The following is a 19,266-nucleotide window of genomic DNA, read 5'->3' as shown; positions in this document are numbered from 1 at the left end:
ACGCGCGATCAGCTCCGGTGACCCGGTGCCCTGGGCCGCACCCGGCCCGCCGTATCCGGATTGCTCTGTCGGAGAAAGGAACCCCGTCGCCGCTGCTGCGCGGAGCCGGGAGGCCCGCTGTGGACCGCGACCGGCGCCGGCCGCATCCGGCCGGAACAGGCGGCGACCACCGCCAATGCGAGAATCGCCGCGGCTCCGACCACCAGCAGCGAATTCGGTTCGCCCGCAGGCACAACCGTGACGGCGACGATGGACAGCACGACGGCGCACAGCATCAGCGCCGTCGAACGGATCCGCATCGCCATGCCGATCAGAATACCGAACGTCCACGCACGTGGAGCTCAGCCGGCGACCTCATGTCCGGACGCGGGGCCCGCGGACCCACGCAAAACGCCCACACGGAACCAAGCGCTTGCTAGTGTCGGTGGGATGATCTCGACGATCGTCTGGGGTACGGGCAATGTCGGCCGTGCCGCGATCCGGGCCGCGCACGCACATCCCGAACTGGAATTGACCGGGGTGCTGGTGCACGATCCGGCCAAGGTCGGGCGCGATGCGGGCCGGCTGGCCGGACTCGACCACGACCTCGGCGTCACGGCCTCGGCCGATGTCGACGCCCTGCTGGACCGCCATCCCCGCGCGGTCGTGTACGCCGCGTCGGGCGATATCCGGCCCGACGACGCACTGCGCGATATCGTCACCGCGATCCGCGCCGGCGCGGTGGTCGTCACGCCCGCGCTCTACGCGCTCTACGATCCCCGCAACGCCCCCGCCGAGGTGCGCGAGCCGGTGCGGGCGGCGATCGCGGCCGGCGGCGGTTCGCTGTTCGTCTCCGGGATCGACCCCGGGTGGGGCAACGACGTGCTGCCGTTGCTCGTGAGCGGGCTGGGGCACCGGGTGGACACGATCCGCTGCCAGGAGATCTTCGACTATTCCACCTACGACCAGCCGGATTCGGTGCGTTACCTGGTCGGGATGGGGCAGCCGATGGACTACGAACCGCCGATGACCGCGCCCGGCGTCCCGACCATGGTGTGGGGCGGGCAGATTCGGCTGATGGCACGCGCCCTGGGCGCCGAACTCGACGGTATCCGCGAGACGCTGGACCGCCGCGCCCTCGACACCACGGTGACCACCGCGGCGATGGGTGACTTCGAGGCGGGCACGCAGGGCGCGGTGCGGTTCGAGGTGCAGGGCATGGTCGGCGGCCGGCCGCGCATCGTGATCGAACACGTCACCCGCATCCATCCCGACTGCGCACCGGACTGGCCGCGGCCGCCCGACGGTGCGGGCGCGCATCGCATCATCGTGGAGGGCGATCCGCGCATCGAGGTGACCGTCGAGGCCGAGACCGAGGGCGGTAACCGCGCCGCCGGCGGAAATGCCACTGCCGTCGGCAGATTGGTCAACGCCATCGACTGGCTGGCCGCGGCCGAGCCCGGTCTCTATGACGCCCTCGACGTTCCCTTGCGCCCCGCCGTCGGCAGATTCGCGAGCGCCCCATCGGAAAGGACACCGCAATGAACATCGATATCCCCGAGGGGAAGGATCCGATCGGCTACGTCTGGGGTGAGATGGTGCCGGGCATCGGGCCCGCCGCCTCGAAGTTGTCGCTGGCGGTCTACTCGCACAGCACCGTCGGACTTCGTGAATTCGAGGCGGCGCGGTTGCGGATCGCCCAGATCAACGGTTGCCTGTTCTGTCAGGACTGGCGCACCGAACGCGACGGGCAGAAGGTCGAAGACGGTTTCGACCAGGCCGTCACCGAATGGCGCACCACCGATTCCTTCGACGATCGGACCCGGCTGGCCGCCGAATACGCCGAACGCTACGTGCTCGATCACCACAACCTGGACGACGAGTTCTGGACCCGGATGCGAGCGCACTACAGTCAGGCCGAGATCGTCGAGCTGAGTATGTGCATCGGCTCATGGCTGGCGTTCGGCCGGCTCAACCGCGTGCTCGGACTCGACACCGTGTGCGTCCTGCCCGGCCACTGACCGCTACTACTGCTCCGCAGGGGTGTCACTGCTTGGGCAGGGCCCCGGCCATCCCGCCGACGTCGGTCACCTTCCAGCCGCTGCCCGGGTCGATGTCGACCGTGTAGGTGACGGTGGTCTGCGCACCCTGCGGCGTCTGCGCGCTGGTGGAGTTGACGTTGAGGAACACGTCGACCTTGTAGAGGCCGTTCTCGGTGCTCATCACCTTGGCGGCGATCGGGGTCGCCGACGAGGTCCACTTCAGTGGGACCAGGATCTCCTGCAGCTTCGGCGCGGTGGCGTCGAATTTCTGCGCCAGTTGTGACGAGGTGCCGGCCTTCAGTTTGCCGATCCACGCGCCGACGTTCTGGTAGTCGATATTCGAGGCGCCGACCGCGTAATCGGTGGCCACCTGCTCGGCATGCTGCTGCGCCGCCGCCCGGTCGTCGCGCTCGTGCAGATCGCCGCGCGCCGACAGCCACAGCGATCCGAAGACCGCGGCCAACGCGATCAATGCCACTGCGGCCGCCGCGGTGACCACGGTGGAGAGCCGGATCGACAGTGTGCGAGGCGCTTTCGCGGGTTTCACCCCAGTTTCGGTGGTGTTGGTGGTGGGCACGGAGGACTCGGCCTCCGCGTCGACTGCCCGCTTCGGTTCGGTACCAGTGTCGTTCGACATGGTGTCCTCCTTCTCGGTGGTACTACTTGACATTGATCCGCACCCGCACGGTTCCGTCGGTGCCCACATCGTCGAGGGCCTGCGTGATCAGACTGGAGATGTCGATGCGCGGCGCGGCATTCGTGGTCGCCTCCGCGAGCGGCGCGAGCACCGGCCCCAGGGACTTCAGCTCCGGGCCGAGTTCCGCGAGCCGGTCGGTCAGCTTCGCCAGGAACGGCGCCAGACCGTTACCCTCGGTGTAGCTTCCGGCGGGACGCGCGTCCACCATCCGGCCCACCGCCGCGACCAGATCGTTCAGGGCGTGGGTGAACCGCACGAACGCCGGCGCCGCGGTACTCGTGGCCGGGCCGGCCCACTCGATGTCGGCCGCCGCGGCCTGAAAGCTGTTGAGCAGATCCGCGATTCGCGGGCTGCGGCTCATGATCGCGGCGGCCAGCAGATCTCCGGATCGGGTCAGATTCGGAATCGCGGCGTCGGTGCCGTTCAGCGCGGAGCTCGCGGTGGCGACCAGCGAGCCCACCACCTCGGGATCGAGCTGGTTCATGGTCTTGGTGACCAGCCGCGCGACGTCCGGAATGGACAGCGGCATGCGCACATTCGACGTTTCCAGGCGCTGGCCGTCGTGCAGGTACGGCCCGCCGCCCGAGACGGGCCGGAATTCGACATACGGTTCGCCGAGCGCCGACAGATGTTCGATGGTCACCGTGCTGTCTGCCGGCACCCGTTTGTCCGCGGCCAGCCGCATGCCGACCTCGACACCCGCGGCGGTATGGTGCACGGCGGTCACGCGGCCGACCTCGAGTCCGGTGAGCAGCACCGGCGATCCCACACCCAGACCACCGGAATCGGTCAGCACCATGGTGGTTCGGTGGTAGTCGGCGAAGGGGTCGGCGCGGACGACGCCGAAGGTCAGATAGCTCGCCCCCAGGACGGTGATCGCGACGATGCCGCCCAGCGAGGTCAGCGCACCCCACCTCATCGCACCACTCCGATCATCCGCAGGGTCGCCAGGATGCGGTCGGTCTGCTGATCGGGCGGCACGTCCGCGGACGCGTCGGAGCGCACTCCGACGATGTTCACCTTCGGCCCGCGTTCGACGAACGGAATCACCTTGTCGCGCAACAGTTCCACGACGGCCTGCAGATTCGACGGCCGGCTCAGGTCCACCGGGCCGGCTGAGAGCAGCAACGGCGCGAACGCCCGGGCCGCCCCGTCGGCATCACGCAGCACGGGCCCGAGCCAGGTCAGCGACGCACCCACCGGCCCCAGCCCACCGAAGATCTTCGTCACGCCCACGATGGAGTCGGAGATGCCGTTCATCTGATCGACCGAGGTGCGGCTGAGGATGTCGTCGAGTTCGGGCTGAATGTCGTGCAGCACCTGCGCATTCGTGCCCAGGCCGTTGAGCAGCGCGTCGACGCGGTCCAGGTTGTCCGCCAAATCCGTGGCATCGGTGGCCATGGTGTGCGAGATCCGGGCGGTCTGCGCCGGATCCTGCGGCAGCGTGCGATTGAACTGCTCGATGACGTCCTGCAGCTGTGTCACCGCACCGCCCTGGGTGAACGCGGCCACCAGCGCCATCGTGTCCTCCAGTTGCACAGGCGGTTTCGTCTGCGCCACCGGAATCGTGGATCCGTCGTGCAGCAGGGTGCCGAAACCGTTCGGCGGAGTGGTCAGCGCGACGTGGATATCGCCGAGCACCGTGTTCTGCCGTAGTTCGGCGACGGTGGTCGCGGGAAGGCGCACCGACTTCGAGATGTCGGCGTCGACCACGACGTAGCCACCGCGTCCACCCGCGGCGCCCGGTTTCACGACGGTCACCCCGGAGACCGTGCCGAGCTGTGCGCCGTTGGCCATGATCTTGGCGCGCGCCGGCAGGTTCAGCACATTCGAGAACTCGATGCGCACGTGGTACGTCGGACCCGACACCGTGGTTCCCGGCACCGGTACCGACGAGGGGTCGAACGCGCATCCGGAGGCCGACAACGCGGCCGCCACGACGATCGCCGAGCCGAGCGTGATTCGCCGAAATCTCATCGCGCACCTGCCAATCCGAATATCAGGGCCGCCATGTCCACCTTCGCCAGACCGTCGGCCGCCGTGCAGCGCCCGGGGACGAGGGCATCGATCGCCGCGCACACCTGGTCGGCGTGGTCCTGCGGAATCGCCACCTTCGGCGGGGCGTAGCCGATGCCGGAGGCACCGGCCGTGTGTACGACCTGGGCGAGAACCGGTGTCAGCGAGATCATCTGGGCCAGTGAGCCCACGCTCGCGCGCAGGAACTTCACCAGCGGGACCGTGTCGTCGAGGGCGCGCATGATCGGATCGCCGAACAGGGTGGTGATGTCGTTGAGCATCGGCAGCACCCGACCGAGGCCGTCGAACAGCGCCGCGCCGGGCCGCAGCAGATCCTCGGTGGCCTGGTCCAGGACCGGGCCCAGGCGGGTGAGCATCGTCTTCAGCTCACCCCAGTGCGCCTCCACATCCTTGGACACCGAGGCGAACGCATCGAAAATGCCTGCCAGATGGGCGATATCGGCGTCCGGCGCGGAGAGTGCGGCGCCGAGCTTCTGCACCAGCGCGTTGATCTGCGGTCCGGTGCCCGCCGTGGCGTTGTTCAGCGAGGTGAGTCCGCGGGCGAGCGCATCGGGGTGCGCGGCGTCGGGGCCCTGGATCTGCGACGACAGCTGGGCCAGCGCGTTCAGGGTGTCGCTGATGCTCTTGGGGGTCAGCGTCTTGGTGAGGCAGCGGGCGGGATCCCAGCGCGCGGTGTCCTTGCCGCCGGACACCACCGCGAGTTCGCGGGAGGCCACGATGCTGTCCGACAGGGTCGTGGCACCGGCGTCGGCGAGGACGGGGTGATCGGTGTCGACGTCGAATTCGACCTTGACAGCATTGCCCTGCACGGCAACGGATTTCACCGTCCCGACGGTGATGCCGCGCATGGTGACCTGGTTGCCGGGGTAGAGCCCGACGCTGTCGGGCATGATCGCGCAGTAGGCCGTGGTCGCCTTCAGCGGCTGGAAGGCGACGAGATAGCCGAACACCGCGACCGCGACGACGGCCACCGTCCCGGCGATCGACATGAAGGCCCGCGAACCGAGCAGCTTGTGCAGCATCAGCAGTCCTTTCCCGGCACCGGGATACACAGGTGAGCGGCCGGCGCGCCGACCGTCTGCCCCGACTGGTCGACCGTCACCGCGTCGTCCGCACCGCTGAGTTGCGCGAACTTCTGCTGCAGGCTCTGCACCGTGCCGATCACCGGCTCGAGTTCGCCACCGAGCTTTTCCAGCTGCGGCAGTGCCTCACTCAACTGCTGGAGTTTCGGTTTCAGCGCCGAATCGTAGGTGGGCGCCAGCGCGGCCACCCGCTCGATCACCGCACGCAGCAATCGCACGCCCTCACGCAGTTCGGCGCGCTTGTCGACCAGCAACGTCTCCATCTGGTTGACGTTGACCATCAGGCGGCCGAGATCGTGTTTGGCCCCGTCGTACATGGTGACGTATTCGTCGGCGACCGCGATCGCATCGGTGACCTGGGTGCGCTGCCGGTTGAGCGCGTCGACGTAGGTGCCGAGCGTGTTCAGCGTCGTGCGCAGCGCATCCGGTGCGGCCTCGATCGAGGTGTCCAGGGCGGCGAGATTGCGGCGCAGCGTGTCGCCGTCGATCTGCCGCAGCGGTTGCGCCGCGTCCTGGAAGGTCTGCACGAGACTGTAGGGCAGCCGCACGCGATCCATCGGAATCGCCCTGTCGCCCAGCGACTTATCGCCCGCGGGAAACAGCGCGACGTAGTTGCCGCCGACGATGGTCAGCATCCGGATGTCGAGTGTGGACCGGTCGCCGACGAAGACGTCCGAATCGACGGTGAACCGCATCCGCACCCGATCCGGGTGCAGCTCCAGTGATTCCACCTTGCCGACCGGGATTCCGGCGACGCGAATATCGTCGCCGACCTTCACCGACTGCGCTTCGGACAGTTCGGCGCTGTAGGTCTTCTTGCCGAACGGCACCACGTACAGGATGCCCGCGGCGGCCGCGCAGACCACGACGAGCGCGACGCCGACGATACCGAGCCGGATTTCGCGGCGGCGAGTGGTCGCCGCGTCCGCGACGCGCCGATCCCGTGGCCGGAACAGGCCGGACCCGAACCGATTCAGCCGTTGCATATCGCCACCTGCTGTCCCGCGACGAGCACCCGCACCACCTGCGGCACTTCGGCATTTCCCTTGGAGCACTGCGGTTTCCAGCCCGCCACCGGCTTCGGTGTGGCCGCGTCCAGTCCGCCGAGCAGGGCCGGCAACTTGCCGAAGACGTCCACGGCCTCTTCCGGGTCGGGGAACAGCCGCCGGATGAGCGCGTCGACATCGGTGCCGGACTGCAGCCCGAGGGCGTCGAACAGGCTGTCCAACGGTCCCAGCACCGACGGCGCGGCCATCGCGAACTGCGCGAGCCCGCCGATATTCGTCTGCAGGGCCTCGAAGATGTCGGTCAGCCGGGCCAGCAGCGGCACCAGGTAGTGCACCCGCCCGCCGACGCGCTGCGACAGATCGGACATGTTGTGGATGAGGGCGCCGATCACCTGCTGACGGTTGTCCACGTAGGAGGCGAGCCGCCCGATCGCGGCCAGCACCGGTTCGACGTTGGTGCCGTCGCCCTCGATCAGCGCGACCATGCTGGCGCTGAACTGGTTGATCGCGTCCGGGGAAATGGTGGCCAGCACCGGTTTCAGTCCGTTGAACATGCTCGTCACATCGAACGACGGCACAGTGTGGTCGACGCCGATCGTGCGGCCGGCCGGCAGCCGCGTCCCCGGCTTCGGCTGCTGTTGCAGATCGATATAGCGCTGACCGGTGAGATTCTGATAGCGGATGGCGAGCTTCGAATTGTCGAAGATCGGCGCATCGGTCCTCAGCGACAACCGGACTCGCGCCAGTGCCCCGTCGAGCGAGATGTCCTCGACCTTGCCGACCTGCACACCGAACTGGCGCACGTCGTCGCCCACCTTGAGCCCGTTGGCATCGGTGAACAGCGCCTGATGCGTATCGGTGTCGCCCGCGACGGGCCGCTTGATCGCGGTGAACACCACCGACAGCACGACGATCATCACCACCGCGAACAAACCCAGCCGCCAGGCGGCGGCGCCGACCTTCATCGGATTCCTCCCAGCAGCGGTGCCAGCACCGGCACGCCGCGCACGTCGATTTCCGTGTCCAGCACCGGGCCGTCCGGGGTGTCGTGCAGTCCGGCGCGCAGGCGTCGCACGAGTTCGGCGAGGTCGGCGCCGGATTGCTGCGGATGCGGAACCAGCTGCGCGAGGACCGCCAGCATCGGCGCCAGAGTGTCTGTGGCGCCGGATAATTCGGATCCCGCACGCGTGCCCAGACCGGCCAGCGCGGGTAGCACCGAACCGGTCAGCGCCGAGGTTCCGGCGTCGTAGGAGCCCCGATGATCCTGCAGCCGTGGAATATTGCGCAACAGATCGAGCACCTGGATGGTCGCGCCCGCGAAGCGACCGCCGCCGTCGAAGGCCGGGCCGAGCCGTCCGACCAGTTCGGAACTGGGCATCGTCTGGTTGTCGGTGATGGTCTGCGCCACCGAGATCAAGGCCTGGGCCAGCGGCGTGAAACCCCGCACATCGTTGGAGACCTGGGCGATCACCGTGGCCATCTGCGGAGTCAGCAGAGCGTTGCCGGTCTGCGACAGTCCGCGCAGCAGACCACCCATGGTCGCGTCGTAGACCGCGTCGGCGTGCTGTCCGGTCAGGTCGATCGTCGACCCGCCGCGTAACGGGGCGCCGCCGGAGCCGGGCCGCAGTTCGATCTCGCTGATACCGAACAGGTTCGCCGGCGCGTAGTCCACCCGGAGGCTGTCGTCGATGCCGTGCAGCTGAGATCGGTCCAGCCGCAGACTGATTCGCTGGGTCCCGCCGTCGACGGGCACGATCGCCGCGACCTCGCCGACCTGCACACCGTCCACCCGCACCGGTGTGCCGGCCAGCACGCCGTCACCGATCTGCTCGGTGTGCAGGGCGATGCGCAGGCTGTCGTCGGACCGCAGCCCGCGATAGGCCAGCGAGGCGATCGCGACGGCGGCCACGACCGCGATCGCCACCCCGCCGACCAGCAGCGAGCGCCGCTTGTCCACCGCCACTCCGGGCATTCCGTAATTCGGCACCTGTACTACCCCGTGAAGTCGATCGACGCGTTGAAACCCCAGAGCATCAGCGTCAGCACCATGTCGATGGCCACGATCGCGACCGACGACGCACGCACCGCGCGGCCGGACGCGATGCCGACCCCCTCGGGCCCGCCGGTGGCGAAGAAGCCGTAGTAGCTGTGGATGAGGATCACGACGGTCGCGAAGATCGCCACCTTGATCACCGCGGCGATCACGTCGAATCCGGAAACGAACTGGAAGAAGTAGTGGTCGTAGACACCGGCGGACTGGCCGTGGACCAGTGTGATGAGCCCGCGGCAGGCCAGATACGACAGGATCAGCCCGATCAGGAAGGTCGGCACGATCGAAATGGCGCCCGCGATCACCCGGGTGGTCACCACGAACGGGACCGACCGCAGGCCCAGCGCCTCGATCGCGTCGATCTCCTCCGAGATGCGCATCGAGCCGATCTCGGCGGTCATGCGGCAGCCGGCCTGGGCGGCGAATCCGATGGCGGCCACGATCGGCGCCAGCTCGCGGGTCGTGGCGTAGGCCGAGACGATGCCCGACACCGGGCCCATGCCCAGGATGTTCAACATGGTGAAGGATTCGACGGCCACCGAGGCGCCCATCACCAAGCCGAGCACGATCATCATCGGCACCGTGCCGCCGCCGACGATCACCGACCCGCGCCCCCAGGTCATATCGGAGATGATGCGCAGCGTCTCGTCCCGGTACCGCCTGAGCGTCAAGGGAATCGACGACAGCACCTGCCAGATGAAGGACAGGACGAAGCCCAGTCCCTCCACGCGCGCCAGGAGCAGACCGCGGCGGCGGTAGAAGCGCACGAAGTGGCTGAGCCCCTTGGGCCTATAGGTCGAAATCGCCACGTCAGACCAACCTCGTCGGCAGGAACATCTCGACCACCTGGGTCACGCCGAGATTGACGATCGCGATCGACACCACCGACAGCACCACGGCCGCGTTCACGGCGTCGGCCACCCCGCGCGGGCCGCCCTTGGCCTCCAGTCCGCGCTGACAGGCGATGATCACCACCAGGAATCCGAACAGCACGGCCTTGAGCAGCGAGACCCACACGTCGGCGACGGTGGTGAAGGATCCGAAAGTGGCCCAATAACTTCCGGGGGTGACGTTCTGGCCGCCGACGGCCACCGCGTAGCCGGCGACGATGCCGACGAAGATGATGAGGATGTTCAGCAGCGGCGCGACGAGGATCATCGCCACCAGCCGCGGGATCACCAACCGGTGGATCGGCGAGATGCCCATCGTGTTGAGCGCGTCGATCTCCTCGCGGATGGTGCGGGCGCCCAGATCGGCGGCGATCGCGGCCGCGCCCGCGCCGCCGAGCAGGAAGCCGGTGGCCAGCGGTGCGCCCTGTTTGATCACACCGAGCCCGCCGGTCGCGCCGAGCAGCGAATCCGCGCCCAGGGTGTGGATGAGGTTGCCGACCTGCACCGAGACGATCACACCGAACGGGATGGCGATCAGGATCGCGGGGATCGCGGTCACCGTCACCAGCCGCCACGCCTGCAGAACCGCTTCCCGCCACTGGAATTCGCGCCGGACGATGTCGGTGGTCGTGCCGGTCACCGATTCCCGGGCGATATCCACTGCCCTGCCGAAGGTTCGCAGTGCGGACACGACGGTGTCCGAGAAATTCTTGCGAACGATACGAACAGCGGACGCGCCCGAGGTAGCCCGGGTCACCGGCGCCATGAGCGGCGGGCCCGGTCCGGGCGGTGTGGCTCGAATTTCACAATCGTCTCTCCGTGATCGGCAACACTGCCAACACGAAGCTATCGGTTACAACTAGTTACAGTAAAGCCGATCACGGTGTGAGGGTGGCCGCTTCGAGACCTGCGCGAAGGACGGCGATAAATCCAGCTAACGTGCATGTTTTTCTAAGTAAACGAGCATTCTAGAACCTGTTATCAGCACTGATCTGCTATCGCTATGACCCACATCACGTGTGGCCCGCCACAATGATTCGCCGTTACGGACTCGCCGCGAGAAAGACGAATCCGGCCAGCAACACCAGGTGAACACCGCCTTGCAAGGGAGTGGCGCGGCCCGGGACAACTGTCAGCACACCCGCGCCGACGGTCAACGCCAGCAACACCATCTGGGTGGCGCCGAGGCCGAGGGTCAGGGGCCCGTCGAGCCAGATCGACGCCAGGGCGATCGCCGGAATGGTGAGACCGATGCTGGCCATCGCCGAACCGAGTGCCAGATTCAGACTGACCTGCACCCGGTCCCCGCGGGCGGCGCGCACCGCGGCGATCGTTTCGGGCAGCAGCACCAGCAGGGCGATCACCACACCGACCGCCGAGCGCGGCAGTCCCGCGGCGGCGACCCCGCGCTCGATCGAGGGCGAGACCATCTTCGCGAGCCCGACCACACAGATCAGCGCGAGAACCATCAGCGCCAGCGACAGCGCGGCGGTGCGAGCGGCCGGACGGACATCGTGCTCGTCGATCTCGGTCTCCTCGACCGGGAGAAAGTCGTCGCGATGCCGCACGGTCTGCACCATGACGAACAATCCGTAGAGCAGCAGTGACATGACCGCCGCGAAGGCCAGTTGCGAGCCGGAGAACTCCGGGCCCGGCTTGCTGGTGGTGAAGGTCGGCAACACCAGGCTCAAGGTCGCCAGGGTCGCGACCGTGGCCAGGGCCGCGCCCGCACCTTCGGCGTTGAAGACCGCCACGCGCCGGCGCAACGCCCCGACCAGTAGTGACAGGCCGAAGATTCCGTTGCAGGTGATCATGACCGCGGCGAAGACGGTGTCGCGGGCGAGTGTCGAGGCATCCTGCCCACCGGAGACCATCAGGGTGACGATGAGCCCGACCTCGATCACCGTGACCGCGATCGCCAGCACCAGCGAGCCGAACGGCTCCCCCACGCGATGTGCCACCACCTCGGCATGCTGCACCGCCGCCAGAACCGCACCCGCGAGCGCCAGCGCCACGAGTACCGCCGCCGCTCCGGCGGGATGGGTGAACCATGCGATTGCCAGCACCACGGCGGCCAGGAGCGGAACAACGGTCGTCCAGTGTCGGGTCAACGCATACTTCATGATCACCATTGTCCCGGCGAATCGGACAAATCGACCAAAAGGAGAGATGCACCTCCATTCGCCCGAACGATGTAACGGCTACCAGAGGCCGGGGACGAGCCGTCTGGTGCGAGCGCGATAGTCCTCGTAGGAACGGCCGAGGGTTTCGACCATCGCCGCCTCTTCCACCTCGATCCGGCGCAGAAACGCCAAGGTGGGCACGACGATCAGGAGCAGCAGCGAGATCCAGTTCCCCGCCGCGACACCGAAACCCGTGGTGAGCAACAGAACTCCGGTGTAGGAGGGGTGGCGCACCCAGTGGTACGGCCCGCGATCGACGACGGCCTGATCGGTGTCGACCTCGACGGTGGTGCGAAATGCCGCGCCCAGCACCGCGATAGCCCAGATTCGCACACCGAGCCCCGCGACCATCAGCGCGACTCCGGCGATCTGCCAGACGACCTCGTGACGAGTGGTGAAGCGCAGATCGCTGTCGGCCGGCAGCACGATCGACACCACATTCGCCACCCCGATCGCTACGGCGACGACAATCATGATGGTGGTACGGGTTCCGCGGTCACGGGCGGTGGATCCCTTGCTGCGCAACCGATCCCGAAGCGCCAGTCCGATCTCGAAGATCAACCAGATCCACGTCGTCACCACGGCGGCATTCACGACGACCCTCCCACGACCTCGCGGCGGACCGGATACCCGCCGATAGGAAACAAACCACCGCGGCCACGTCCGGCACATCGGGAAGGTCCCGGAGATCTCCCCCGATTCAGTCCAGGAGTTTGCCCAGAATCGGAAGCGACGCCGCCAATTGCCGCTGTTCGGCGGGCGTCAGACGAGCGGCGATCAGTTCGGCCAGGTGGCCGTACCCGGCCTCGCGCCGTTCCGACAGCAGCTCCAGCCCGGCATCGGTGATGTGCAACCGCTTGCGCCGCTGATCGTCCAGATCGGGGGTGCGCCTCAGCAGCCCCCGGCCTTCCAGGGCGGAAACCGCCACCGCGACGGTTTGATGCCGGACCTTGTCGGCCCGCGCCAGATCGGCCACCGTGGCCGGCCCCTCGCGGTCGAGCCGCTTCAGAATCGACAACTGCGACAACGAGATACGGCGCGCCGGCGAGGCCGAGCGCATGCGCCGCACGAGTGCGCCGACCACACTTTGCAGCTCCTCGGCGATCGCCTCCCGAGCGTTTGTCACGTCGTCCATGATCGACTAATCTACAGTAGAACTGCGCAGTATTACTGTATTAATCCGACGGCGAACGGGCATGCCGCGCGGAGGGAAGCCGATGACCGCCGAACTGATTCCGGGCGAGCCGACCCACGACGGCCGCAAGCGAAGCTTTCATCTGCGGCCACCCCGGGAACCGGACAGTCCGCTGATCGTCGCGTTGCACGGGAATATGGGACCGGAGACCGGAGGCGGCGGCCTGCTCATGCACGACTGGACCCGATTCGCCGATCACGCCGAGGACTGGGGCGTCGGTGTCGTCTATCCCGACGGCTGCTACGGCAGTTGGGCCGACGGCCGCGGCGTCACGGCCGCGGAGGAGCACGGGGTCGATGATGTGGGATTCCTACGCAGCCTGATCGACTGGTGCGCGCACACCTACGCGACCGCGGCCGATCGAACGCTCATGACCGGAATATCCAACGGCGCCTTCATGTCTCATCGGCTCGCGCTCGAATGCAGCGAACGGGTCGCCGCCTTCGCCGCGGTGGCCGGGGCGCTGCCCGCCAACCTGACCGCGGTGCGGCCGACCCATGCGGTGTCGGCGATGCTGATCAACGGCGATGCCGATCCCCTGGTCCCGCTGGGCGGCGGCCACTCCCGCCACCGCGGGCCGAACGGTGAACCGCGCGGGCGGATTCTCGGCGCCGCCGCGACCGCCGACCACTGGGCGAGGCTCGACCGGTGCCCGGGCGACCGAACCACCGTCACGACCGCCGGCTCGCGCCGCGTCACCACCGCCCACGGCATCGCCGATACCGCCGTCACGGCATGGACGGTGTTCGGCGGGGGCCACACCTGGCCGGGCGTCGCCGTGCCGGAGGAATGGGCCGGCACTCCCGGCGCGGCATCCACCCTGGAATTCGATGCCACGGTAGAAATCCATCACTTCGCCCGCCCGCTCCTGCGACCGGCAGCGCGGCGGCTACTTCCACCTCGGTCGGAGAAGGAGAACCGATGAGTATCCTCGGCAAGCTACTCGCCCATCACCGCGCCGGTGAATCGGAGCTGGCATGGAATCAGCCGAACCTGCTCGGCGACAACGTTTTTCGACTCACGAGTCCGGACTTCGAGCCGGAGACCACGCTCGACATCCGGCATGCCTCCCGCCGGATCGGTGGCGCCGACGAGTCTCCCGCCTTGAGCTGGAGCGGCGCGCCGGACACTGCGACGGGCTATCTGCTGGTCGTCGAGGATCCTGACGCTCCGATGCGAAAGCCGTTCGTCCACTGCGTCGCGCTCCTCGATCCGTCGGTGCGGAGCTTGTCCCGCAACGCGTTACGCGCCGATACCGACGAAGCTGGTGTGCGGGTACTGCGGTCCGGATTCGGCCGCGGGTACATGGGTCCCGCACCGATCAAGGGGCACGGACCGCACCGGTACGTCTTCGAGTTGTTCGCCCTGAACGCGCCCCTCACCACGGCCGCGGGGAAATCCGTCGAGAGTGCGAAACCCCGGGAGGTGCTGGCGGCCGCACAGGCCGAGGGCCGGGCGCGGATCGACGGATTCTACGAACGCCGCTGAGGCCCAGAGGCTCAGGACATGCCGTTCGGCCGATAGCTGCGCAGCGCCTGCCGCAGGACAGTCAGCCGCTGTTCGCGAAAGTCCGTGCGGCCCTGTTCGATCGCGTCCAGCACGTCGAGCGCGGGATCGGCACACGCCCAGAAGCGCAGCTTGTTCTCGATGACGGGCCCGAGATCCCGTGCGCGACACCGCTGGATCTCGCGCACGAACTCGTGCCCCGCCTCCGGATACAGGTAGCAGAGGTCGTAGTCGGGGTCACCGATCTCCACATCGCCGAAGTCGATCAGTCCGGTGATCGTGCCGCCGCTGATCAACAGATGATCCAGACTCATATCGGCATGGATGAGCGTCGGTTCGAAATCGAAGTTGGCGTCGTCGTCGAGATATCGCTGCCACGCCCCCGACAGCTCTGCGGCCTCGGCCGCGTCCAGCAACGGAAGCACCTCGGCACGAACGGACTTCAGATCCGCGGCGAAATCCCCCCGCAGATCGGTGACCTCGACACCGAAGTCCCGGGCGCGGTCCACCGGAAACGAGTGGATCCGTTCGATCAGTTCCGCGATCGTGCGTGCCGATTCGGCGCGCAGCAGTCCCCGCTCGGCCCAGTCCGTTTCGTCGAGCGATTCGCCCGGCACGAGCGGATACACGCAGAACTCCCCGGGCCCCAGCGGATTCGGCGCGGTGAACAGGAATTGCGGAATCGGCACCGGCAGCAGCGGGGCCAACTCCGGAAGCAGTCCGGCCTCGCGGGCGATCCCTTCCGCCCCGTGCGGATCCTGCGGCAGGCGCAGCACATAGGCATCCGCCGCCGAATCCAGCTGGAGCGCAACACTGTCCAAACCCGCGCCCAGCAGCCGCAGTGAACCGTCCGCCAACTCCGGCCGGGGTGAGTCCACGAGAGCGCCGCGCACCCGGGCCTGCCAATCGGGAGGAAGTTCCACGCTCGCGCGCATATCCATGTCCGCATCGTAGATCCGGTGTCCAGCGGTTATCGCCGCCCGGCGATCCGCGCGGCCGGGCGGGCGGGGTGGCGGCGGTCTAAGATCGGCGGCGTGCCGGAATCCGGGAGCTCAGTACCCGCCTCGGTCCAGGTGTGGCGGGCGCTGCAGCGGGTGTACGTCGACCTGCGCCCGGAACTGGATGCCGAACTGCGCCGGGGCCACGGCATGCCCGCCAGCTGGTACGACATGCTCGTCGAACTCGCGGGCACCACCCGTCTGCGGATGAGCGACCTCGGCGAGACCATGGTGCTCAGCCGCACCCGGGTGAGCCGGTTGGTCACCGAATTGGAGGCGCGCGGCCTGGTCACCCGCGAAACCAATCCCGCGGACGGCCGATCGGCATATGTCGCCATCACCGCGGCCGGGCGGCAGCGGTTGCACGAGGCCACTCCGCATCACCATGCGGTCGTCGATCAACATTTCGCCGGTCTGGCGGCCGACGAACTCGGCGCCCTCGCCACCGCCCTGCACAAGGTGCTCGCCGACGACCGGCCTTGAGCCGGGCGCGCACAATGGACCGATGCCCGCTCTCTCGACGGTTCTCGATCCGCTTCGGCACACCGCCGGCTATGCCCGTTACTTCCTGAACAAGAACGCGCGCGACCGCGAGGACGCGCAGGCGTTGCGCGAGCTCGAGGCCCGGCCGCTCACGCTGCCGGCCGGTCTGGAGATCGAATGGCTGGGCACCGCCGGATACCGGATGACCTACGAGGGCGTGACGCTGCTCGTCGATCCCTTCCTCACCCGGGTGCCGCTGTCGACGGTGGTACGCCGCCGCACCGCACTTCCCGATCCCGCATCGATCGTCCGCTTCCTGCCGGCCCTCGACAAGGTAGCGGGAATCGTTGTCGGACACGGTCATTGGGATCACGCCTTGGACGCCCCCGAGCTCGCGCGCCGCTTCGGCTGCGCGGTCTACGGCTCACGATCGGTGCGCAATCTCATGGATCTGCACGGGCTCGGCGGGCGCGGTGTGGAGGTGGAACCCTACCGCCGCTACGAACTCGGGCCGTTCACGGTGACCTTCGTGCCGAGCGTGCATTCGAAGATCCCCTTCGGCACCCGGATCCCGTCCCCCGGCGACACCAGTTGCGAATCCCTGGCCGCGCTGGCGCCGATGGCCTACGGCTGCGGACAGACCTGGGGTATCCACATCGCGGTGGCCGGTGTCGAGATCTATCACCAGGGCAGCGCCGACCTCGTCGACGAGGCGATCCGGCATCGCGACATCGACATCTTCCTCGCCGGGGTGGCCGGACGGTCGGTGACGCCGGACTACTGGCGCCGAATCCTGACCCGGCTACGCCCCGCCACCGTGGTACCCATGCACTACGACGATTTCCTCCGGCCGCTCGACGCGCCGATGGGCTTCACCATCGATATCGCCCTGGCCTCGGTGGCCGACGAGATCGGCGCCGTGAGTCGCGAGATCGACGTGGTCGCCCTGCCGGTGCTCAGTCCTCGCTCCCCCGGCGGCCGATGAGCAGATGAGCCGGAATCGGCTGCCGGTCGATCCGCCGGTGTTCGACCGCCAGCCCGGCTCGTTCCAGCGCCTCCGATACGTCGTCGACCGGCCGCAACCGGAAGCCGTGCGCGGTGAACGGCATCTTCGCCATCGCCGCCGGATCACCGATACCGACCACCACCCGCCCGCCCGGGCGCAGCACGCGCGCCAGCTCCGCGCAGGCCCGGTCCAGATCATCGATGAAATAGACGGTATTCACCGTGATCACCGCGTCCAGGCTCGCCGAGGCGAGCGGCAACTCGGTGAGTCCGCCCTCGACGATCCGCAGCCGGCCGGTGCCGATGTCGCGGGTGAAGCGTGCACGGGCCCGCGCCGACATATCCGGAGAGATCTCCACGCCGTGCACGGTCCCGGTGTCGCCGACCTCGCGCAGCAGGATCGACAGTCCCACGCCGCCGCCGAAACCGATATCGGCCGCGGCCTGCCCCGCACCCACCTCGGCCGCCTCGACCGCGGCATCGATGGCGAAGCGATTGGCCCGGTTCAGCATCCGCGCGACCACCTTGCCCAGCACCCCGTGCGGATTGCCCAGTTGCGCGGCGACCGTGGACATAGCGCGCGTGACAAGGGAATTCATGCCTCGCATGCTACCGATCCGGACCTCGCCGCACCGGCGGGCGCGGCTCGCCTGCGGCGCGGATCCACCGCCCGGCCCGGGCGACGGCCTACTCTGCATCCGTGGACGACTCCGACAATGTGGGGACCGGGAGCTGGAAGCATCCGCACGAACCGCACGGCGGAGGTTTCGCGTCCCGGCTGAACTGGTTGCGCGCCGGGGTCCTGGGCGCCAACGACGGCATCGTGTCGACCGCGGGCCTGGTGGTCGGCGTCGCCTCGGCCACCGCGGCCACCACGCCCATCCTCACCGCGGGTGTGGCCGGGCTCGTCGCGGGTGCGCTGTCGATGGCGGTCGGCGAATACGTCTCGGTGAGCACGCAGCGCGACAGCGAACGTGCCCTGCTGTCGCTGGAGAAGCGGGAGCTCGCCGAAGACCCCGATTACGAACTCACCGAGTTGACCGAGATCTATCGGCACAAAGGACTCTCGGAGGCGACCGCGCGGCAGGTCGCGCAGGAATTGACCGCCCACGATGCCTTCGCCGCGCACGCCGAGGCGGAATTGGGTCTGGACCCGAACGAGCTGACCAACCCGTGGCAGGCCGCCTTCTCCTCCGCGCTGGCGTTCACCTGCGGCGCCCTGTTGCCGCTGCTGGCGATTCTGCTGCCGCCGGCGAACTGGCGTATTCCGGTGACTTTCGGCGCGGTACTGCTGGCGCTGGCAGCGACCGGATCGCTGAGCGCACGCCTGGGCGGCAGCAATCGGCGCCGGGCCGTCCTTCGGGTGGTGATCGGTGGCGCGCTGGCCATGGCGGTGACCTACGGTATCGGGCAGATCCCCGGGGTTTCCAGCGGCTAGTCGCGGATTCGATTGTCGCGCACGATGATTCCCGCCGCTCGCGCGAAGGCGGGAGCCATCTCCATCAGCTGAGGTGTGCTGATGATCGCGCCCTTCAGCGTTCCGATATCGGCGATGAGGTCCAGTGCCGCCGCACCCCGCAGATCGACATCTTCGAAGGTGGCGCCGTGCAGGGCGACGCCTTCGAGCCGCGATCCGGGAAAATCGACCTTCCGGAGTGTGGCGGCGGAGAAGTCGGTGTCGCGGAAGACACATTCGGCGAAGGTCACGTTCCGCAGGGTGGCCGCACGGAAGTTCACCGATTCGAATTTGCAGCCCTCGAAACGGATACGGCGCAGCTGCGCGTCGACGGCGACCACCCCGGACCACGCGGAGTCGACGAATTCGGCATCCAGCCAACGGGTTTCGCAGGCATCGACTCCGATCCACCGCACCCCGCGCAGCCAGACGTCGTCGAACCGGCAGTGGTTCAGACTGCCGCCGCCGAGCACCACACCGGTCAGCGCCGACTCACTGAACCAGGAGCCGCCGGCCGACACCTCGTCGACAGAGGTGGCGTCGAGGTGGACCCGCTCGTACTCGGTATCGGGGGCGAGCGGTTCCAGCAGCGGCGTCAGATTCCGGGCATAGGGCAGGTCGGCGAGGTCGCGAGGCATTCCTGCACCCTAGACAGG

The 19,266-nt window shown here is 68.1% G+C and carries 23 protein-coding genes; 7 read left to right on the top strand and 16 right to left on the bottom strand.

The genetic code is table 11. From position 1 onward, the window contains the following. Nucleotides 1-8 precede the first annotated feature (8 nt). On the bottom strand, nt 9-305 hold the full coding sequence (locus tag RJ03_RS06245; RefSeq protein WP_036498749.1) for a DUF6412 domain-containing protein: 297 nt from the start codon (nt 303-305) through the stop codon (nt 9-11). A 124-nt stretch (nt 306-429) separates the two neighbouring features. Here RJ03_RS06245 and RJ03_RS06240 point away from each other — a divergent pair, with 124 nt between their 5' ends. Then, nucleotides 430-1,524 carry an NAD(P)H-dependent amine dehydrogenase family protein gene (locus RJ03_RS06240; protein WP_051024374.1) on the top strand — a complete coding sequence of 365 codons (1,095 nt, stop codon included), beginning with the start codon at nt 430-432 and terminating at the stop codon, nt 1,522-1,524. Further along, entirely contained in the window at nt 1,521-2,000 is a 480-nt protein-coding gene (locus tag RJ03_RS06235; RefSeq protein WP_036498747.1) for a carboxymuconolactone decarboxylase family protein, read from the top strand. The genes RJ03_RS06240 and RJ03_RS06235 overlap by 4 nt, the downstream gene beginning before the upstream one ends. 25 nt (nt 2,001-2,025) lie before the next feature. Here RJ03_RS06235 and RJ03_RS06230 read toward each other — a convergent pair whose 3' ends face one another. From RJ03_RS06230 to RJ03_RS06175, 12 genes are all read right to left on the bottom strand, one after another. Further along, a complete protein-coding gene (locus RJ03_RS06230) occupies nt 2,026-2,658 on the bottom strand; it encodes a hypothetical protein (RefSeq protein WP_036498745.1) in 633 nt (210 codons plus the stop codon). Between the two features lie 22 nt (nt 2,659-2,680). Next, nucleotides 2,681-3,637: an MlaD family protein gene (locus RJ03_RS06225; RefSeq protein ID WP_036498743.1), complete on the bottom strand. Its 957-nt coding sequence runs from the start codon at nt 3,635-3,637 to the stop codon at nt 2,681-2,683. After that, on the bottom strand, nt 3,634-4,695 hold the full coding sequence (locus RJ03_RS06220; RefSeq protein ID WP_051024373.1) for an MlaD family protein: 1,062 nt from the start codon (nt 4,693-4,695) through the stop codon (nt 3,634-3,636). The genes RJ03_RS06225 and RJ03_RS06220 overlap by 4 nt, the downstream gene beginning before the upstream one ends. After that, a complete protein-coding gene (locus RJ03_RS06215) occupies nt 4,692-5,777 on the bottom strand; it encodes an MlaD family protein (protein ID WP_036498785.1) in 1,086 nt (361 codons plus the stop codon). Before RJ03_RS06215 ends, RJ03_RS06220 begins: the two co-directional genes overlap by 4 nt. Then, the gene (locus tag RJ03_RS06210; protein WP_036498741.1) at nt 5,777-6,823 is read right to left on the bottom strand and encodes an MlaD family protein; all 1,047 of its coding nucleotides are present in this window, start codon (nt 6,821-6,823) and stop codon (nt 5,777-5,779) included. Before RJ03_RS06210 ends, RJ03_RS06215 begins: the two co-directional genes overlap by 1 nt. After that, entirely contained in the window at nt 6,811-7,809 is a 999-nt protein-coding gene (locus RJ03_RS06205) for an MlaD family protein (RefSeq protein WP_036498738.1), read from the bottom strand. The genes RJ03_RS06210 and RJ03_RS06205 overlap by 13 nt, the downstream gene beginning before the upstream one ends. Next, nucleotides 7,806-8,831 carry an MlaD family protein gene (locus RJ03_RS06200; RefSeq protein WP_083870621.1) on the bottom strand — a complete coding sequence of 342 codons (1,026 nt, stop codon included), beginning with the start codon at nt 8,829-8,831 and terminating at the stop codon, nt 7,806-7,808. The genes RJ03_RS06205 and RJ03_RS06200 overlap by 4 nt, the downstream gene beginning before the upstream one ends. A gap of 5 nt (nt 8,832-8,836) precedes the next feature. After that, on the bottom strand, nt 8,837-9,703 hold the full coding sequence (locus tag RJ03_RS06195) for an MlaE family ABC transporter permease (protein WP_036498733.1): 867 nt from the start codon (nt 9,701-9,703) through the stop codon (nt 8,837-8,839). A gap of 1 nt (nt 9,704) precedes the next feature. Beyond that, nucleotides 9,705-10,550, bottom strand: coding sequence for an ABC transporter permease (locus tag RJ03_RS06190; RefSeq protein WP_036498730.1), 846 nt, complete (start codon nt 10,548-10,550; stop codon nt 9,705-9,707). Between the two features lie 277 nt (nt 10,551-10,827). Next, nucleotides 10,828-11,916 carry a calcium:cation antiporter gene (locus tag RJ03_RS06185; RefSeq protein WP_036498727.1) on the bottom strand — a complete coding sequence of 363 codons (1,089 nt, stop codon included), beginning with the start codon at nt 11,914-11,916 and terminating at the stop codon, nt 10,828-10,830. A 69-nt stretch (nt 11,917-11,985) separates the two neighbouring features. Further along, a complete protein-coding gene (locus RJ03_RS34855) occupies nt 11,986-12,561 on the bottom strand; it encodes a methyltransferase family protein (protein WP_051024372.1) in 576 nt (191 codons plus the stop codon). A gap of 106 nt (nt 12,562-12,667) precedes the next feature. Next, nucleotides 12,668-13,102: a MarR family winged helix-turn-helix transcriptional regulator gene (locus RJ03_RS06175; RefSeq protein ID WP_036498724.1), complete on the bottom strand. Its 435-nt coding sequence runs from the start codon at nt 13,100-13,102 to the stop codon at nt 12,668-12,670. Between the two features lie 82 nt (nt 13,103-13,184). On the opposite strand from RJ03_RS06175, the gene RJ03_RS34850 reads away from it, so the two are divergent. Beyond that, the gene (locus tag RJ03_RS34850) at nt 13,185-14,087 is read left to right on the top strand and encodes a CE1 family esterase (protein WP_051024371.1); all 903 of its coding nucleotides are present in this window, start codon (nt 13,185-13,187) and stop codon (nt 14,085-14,087) included. Next, a complete protein-coding gene (locus tag RJ03_RS06165) occupies nt 14,084-14,650 on the top strand; it encodes a YbhB/YbcL family Raf kinase inhibitor-like protein (protein WP_036498721.1) in 567 nt (188 codons plus the stop codon). Before RJ03_RS34850 ends, RJ03_RS06165 begins: the two co-directional genes overlap by 4 nt. 11 nt (nt 14,651-14,661) lie before the next feature. Here the strand turns inward: RJ03_RS06165 and RJ03_RS06160 are convergent, their stop codons facing one another. Beyond that, nucleotides 14,662-15,609: a phosphotransferase gene (locus RJ03_RS06160; RefSeq protein ID WP_036498718.1), complete on the bottom strand. Its 948-nt coding sequence runs from the start codon at nt 15,607-15,609 to the stop codon at nt 14,662-14,664. A 93-nt stretch (nt 15,610-15,702) separates the two neighbouring features. On the opposite strand from RJ03_RS06160, the gene RJ03_RS06155 reads away from it, so the two are divergent. Continuing rightward, nucleotides 15,703-16,149: a MarR family winged helix-turn-helix transcriptional regulator gene (locus RJ03_RS06155; protein ID WP_051024370.1), complete on the top strand. Its 447-nt coding sequence runs from the start codon at nt 15,703-15,705 to the stop codon at nt 16,147-16,149. A gap of 22 nt (nt 16,150-16,171) precedes the next feature. Continuing rightward, nucleotides 16,172-17,134 carry an MBL fold metallo-hydrolase gene (locus tag RJ03_RS06150; protein WP_245552196.1) on the top strand — a complete coding sequence of 321 codons (963 nt, stop codon included), beginning with the start codon at nt 16,172-16,174 and terminating at the stop codon, nt 17,132-17,134. On the opposite strand, the gene RJ03_RS06145 is transcribed toward RJ03_RS06150, so the two are convergent. Further along, on the bottom strand, nt 17,106-17,753 hold the full coding sequence (locus RJ03_RS06145) for a class I SAM-dependent methyltransferase (protein WP_036498714.1): 648 nt from the start codon (nt 17,751-17,753) through the stop codon (nt 17,106-17,108). The two genes, RJ03_RS06150 and RJ03_RS06145, sit on opposite strands and share 29 nt — an antisense overlap. A gap of 101 nt (nt 17,754-17,854) precedes the next feature. Here RJ03_RS06145 and RJ03_RS06140 point away from each other — a divergent pair, with 101 nt between their 5' ends. Further along, on the top strand, nt 17,855-18,592 hold the full coding sequence (locus RJ03_RS06140) for a VIT1/CCC1 transporter family protein (protein WP_051024369.1): 738 nt from the start codon (nt 17,855-17,857) through the stop codon (nt 18,590-18,592). On the opposite strand, the gene RJ03_RS06135 is transcribed toward RJ03_RS06140, so the two are convergent. Then, nucleotides 18,589-19,248, bottom strand: coding sequence for a pentapeptide repeat-containing protein (locus RJ03_RS06135; protein WP_036498710.1), 660 nt, complete (start codon nt 19,246-19,248; stop codon nt 18,589-18,591). The genes RJ03_RS06140 and RJ03_RS06135 overlap by 4 nt on opposite strands. Between the last annotated feature and the right edge of the window lie 18 nt (nt 19,249-19,266).

This window comes from Nocardia aobensis NBRC 100429, from assembly GCF_000308375.1.
GTDB classification, from domain to species: Bacteria; Actinomycetota; Actinomycetes; order Mycobacteriales; family Mycobacteriaceae; genus Nocardia; species Nocardia aobensis.
Note: the sequence above shows the minus strand (reverse complement) of the source record. Positions and strands in the feature narration are given on the sequence as shown.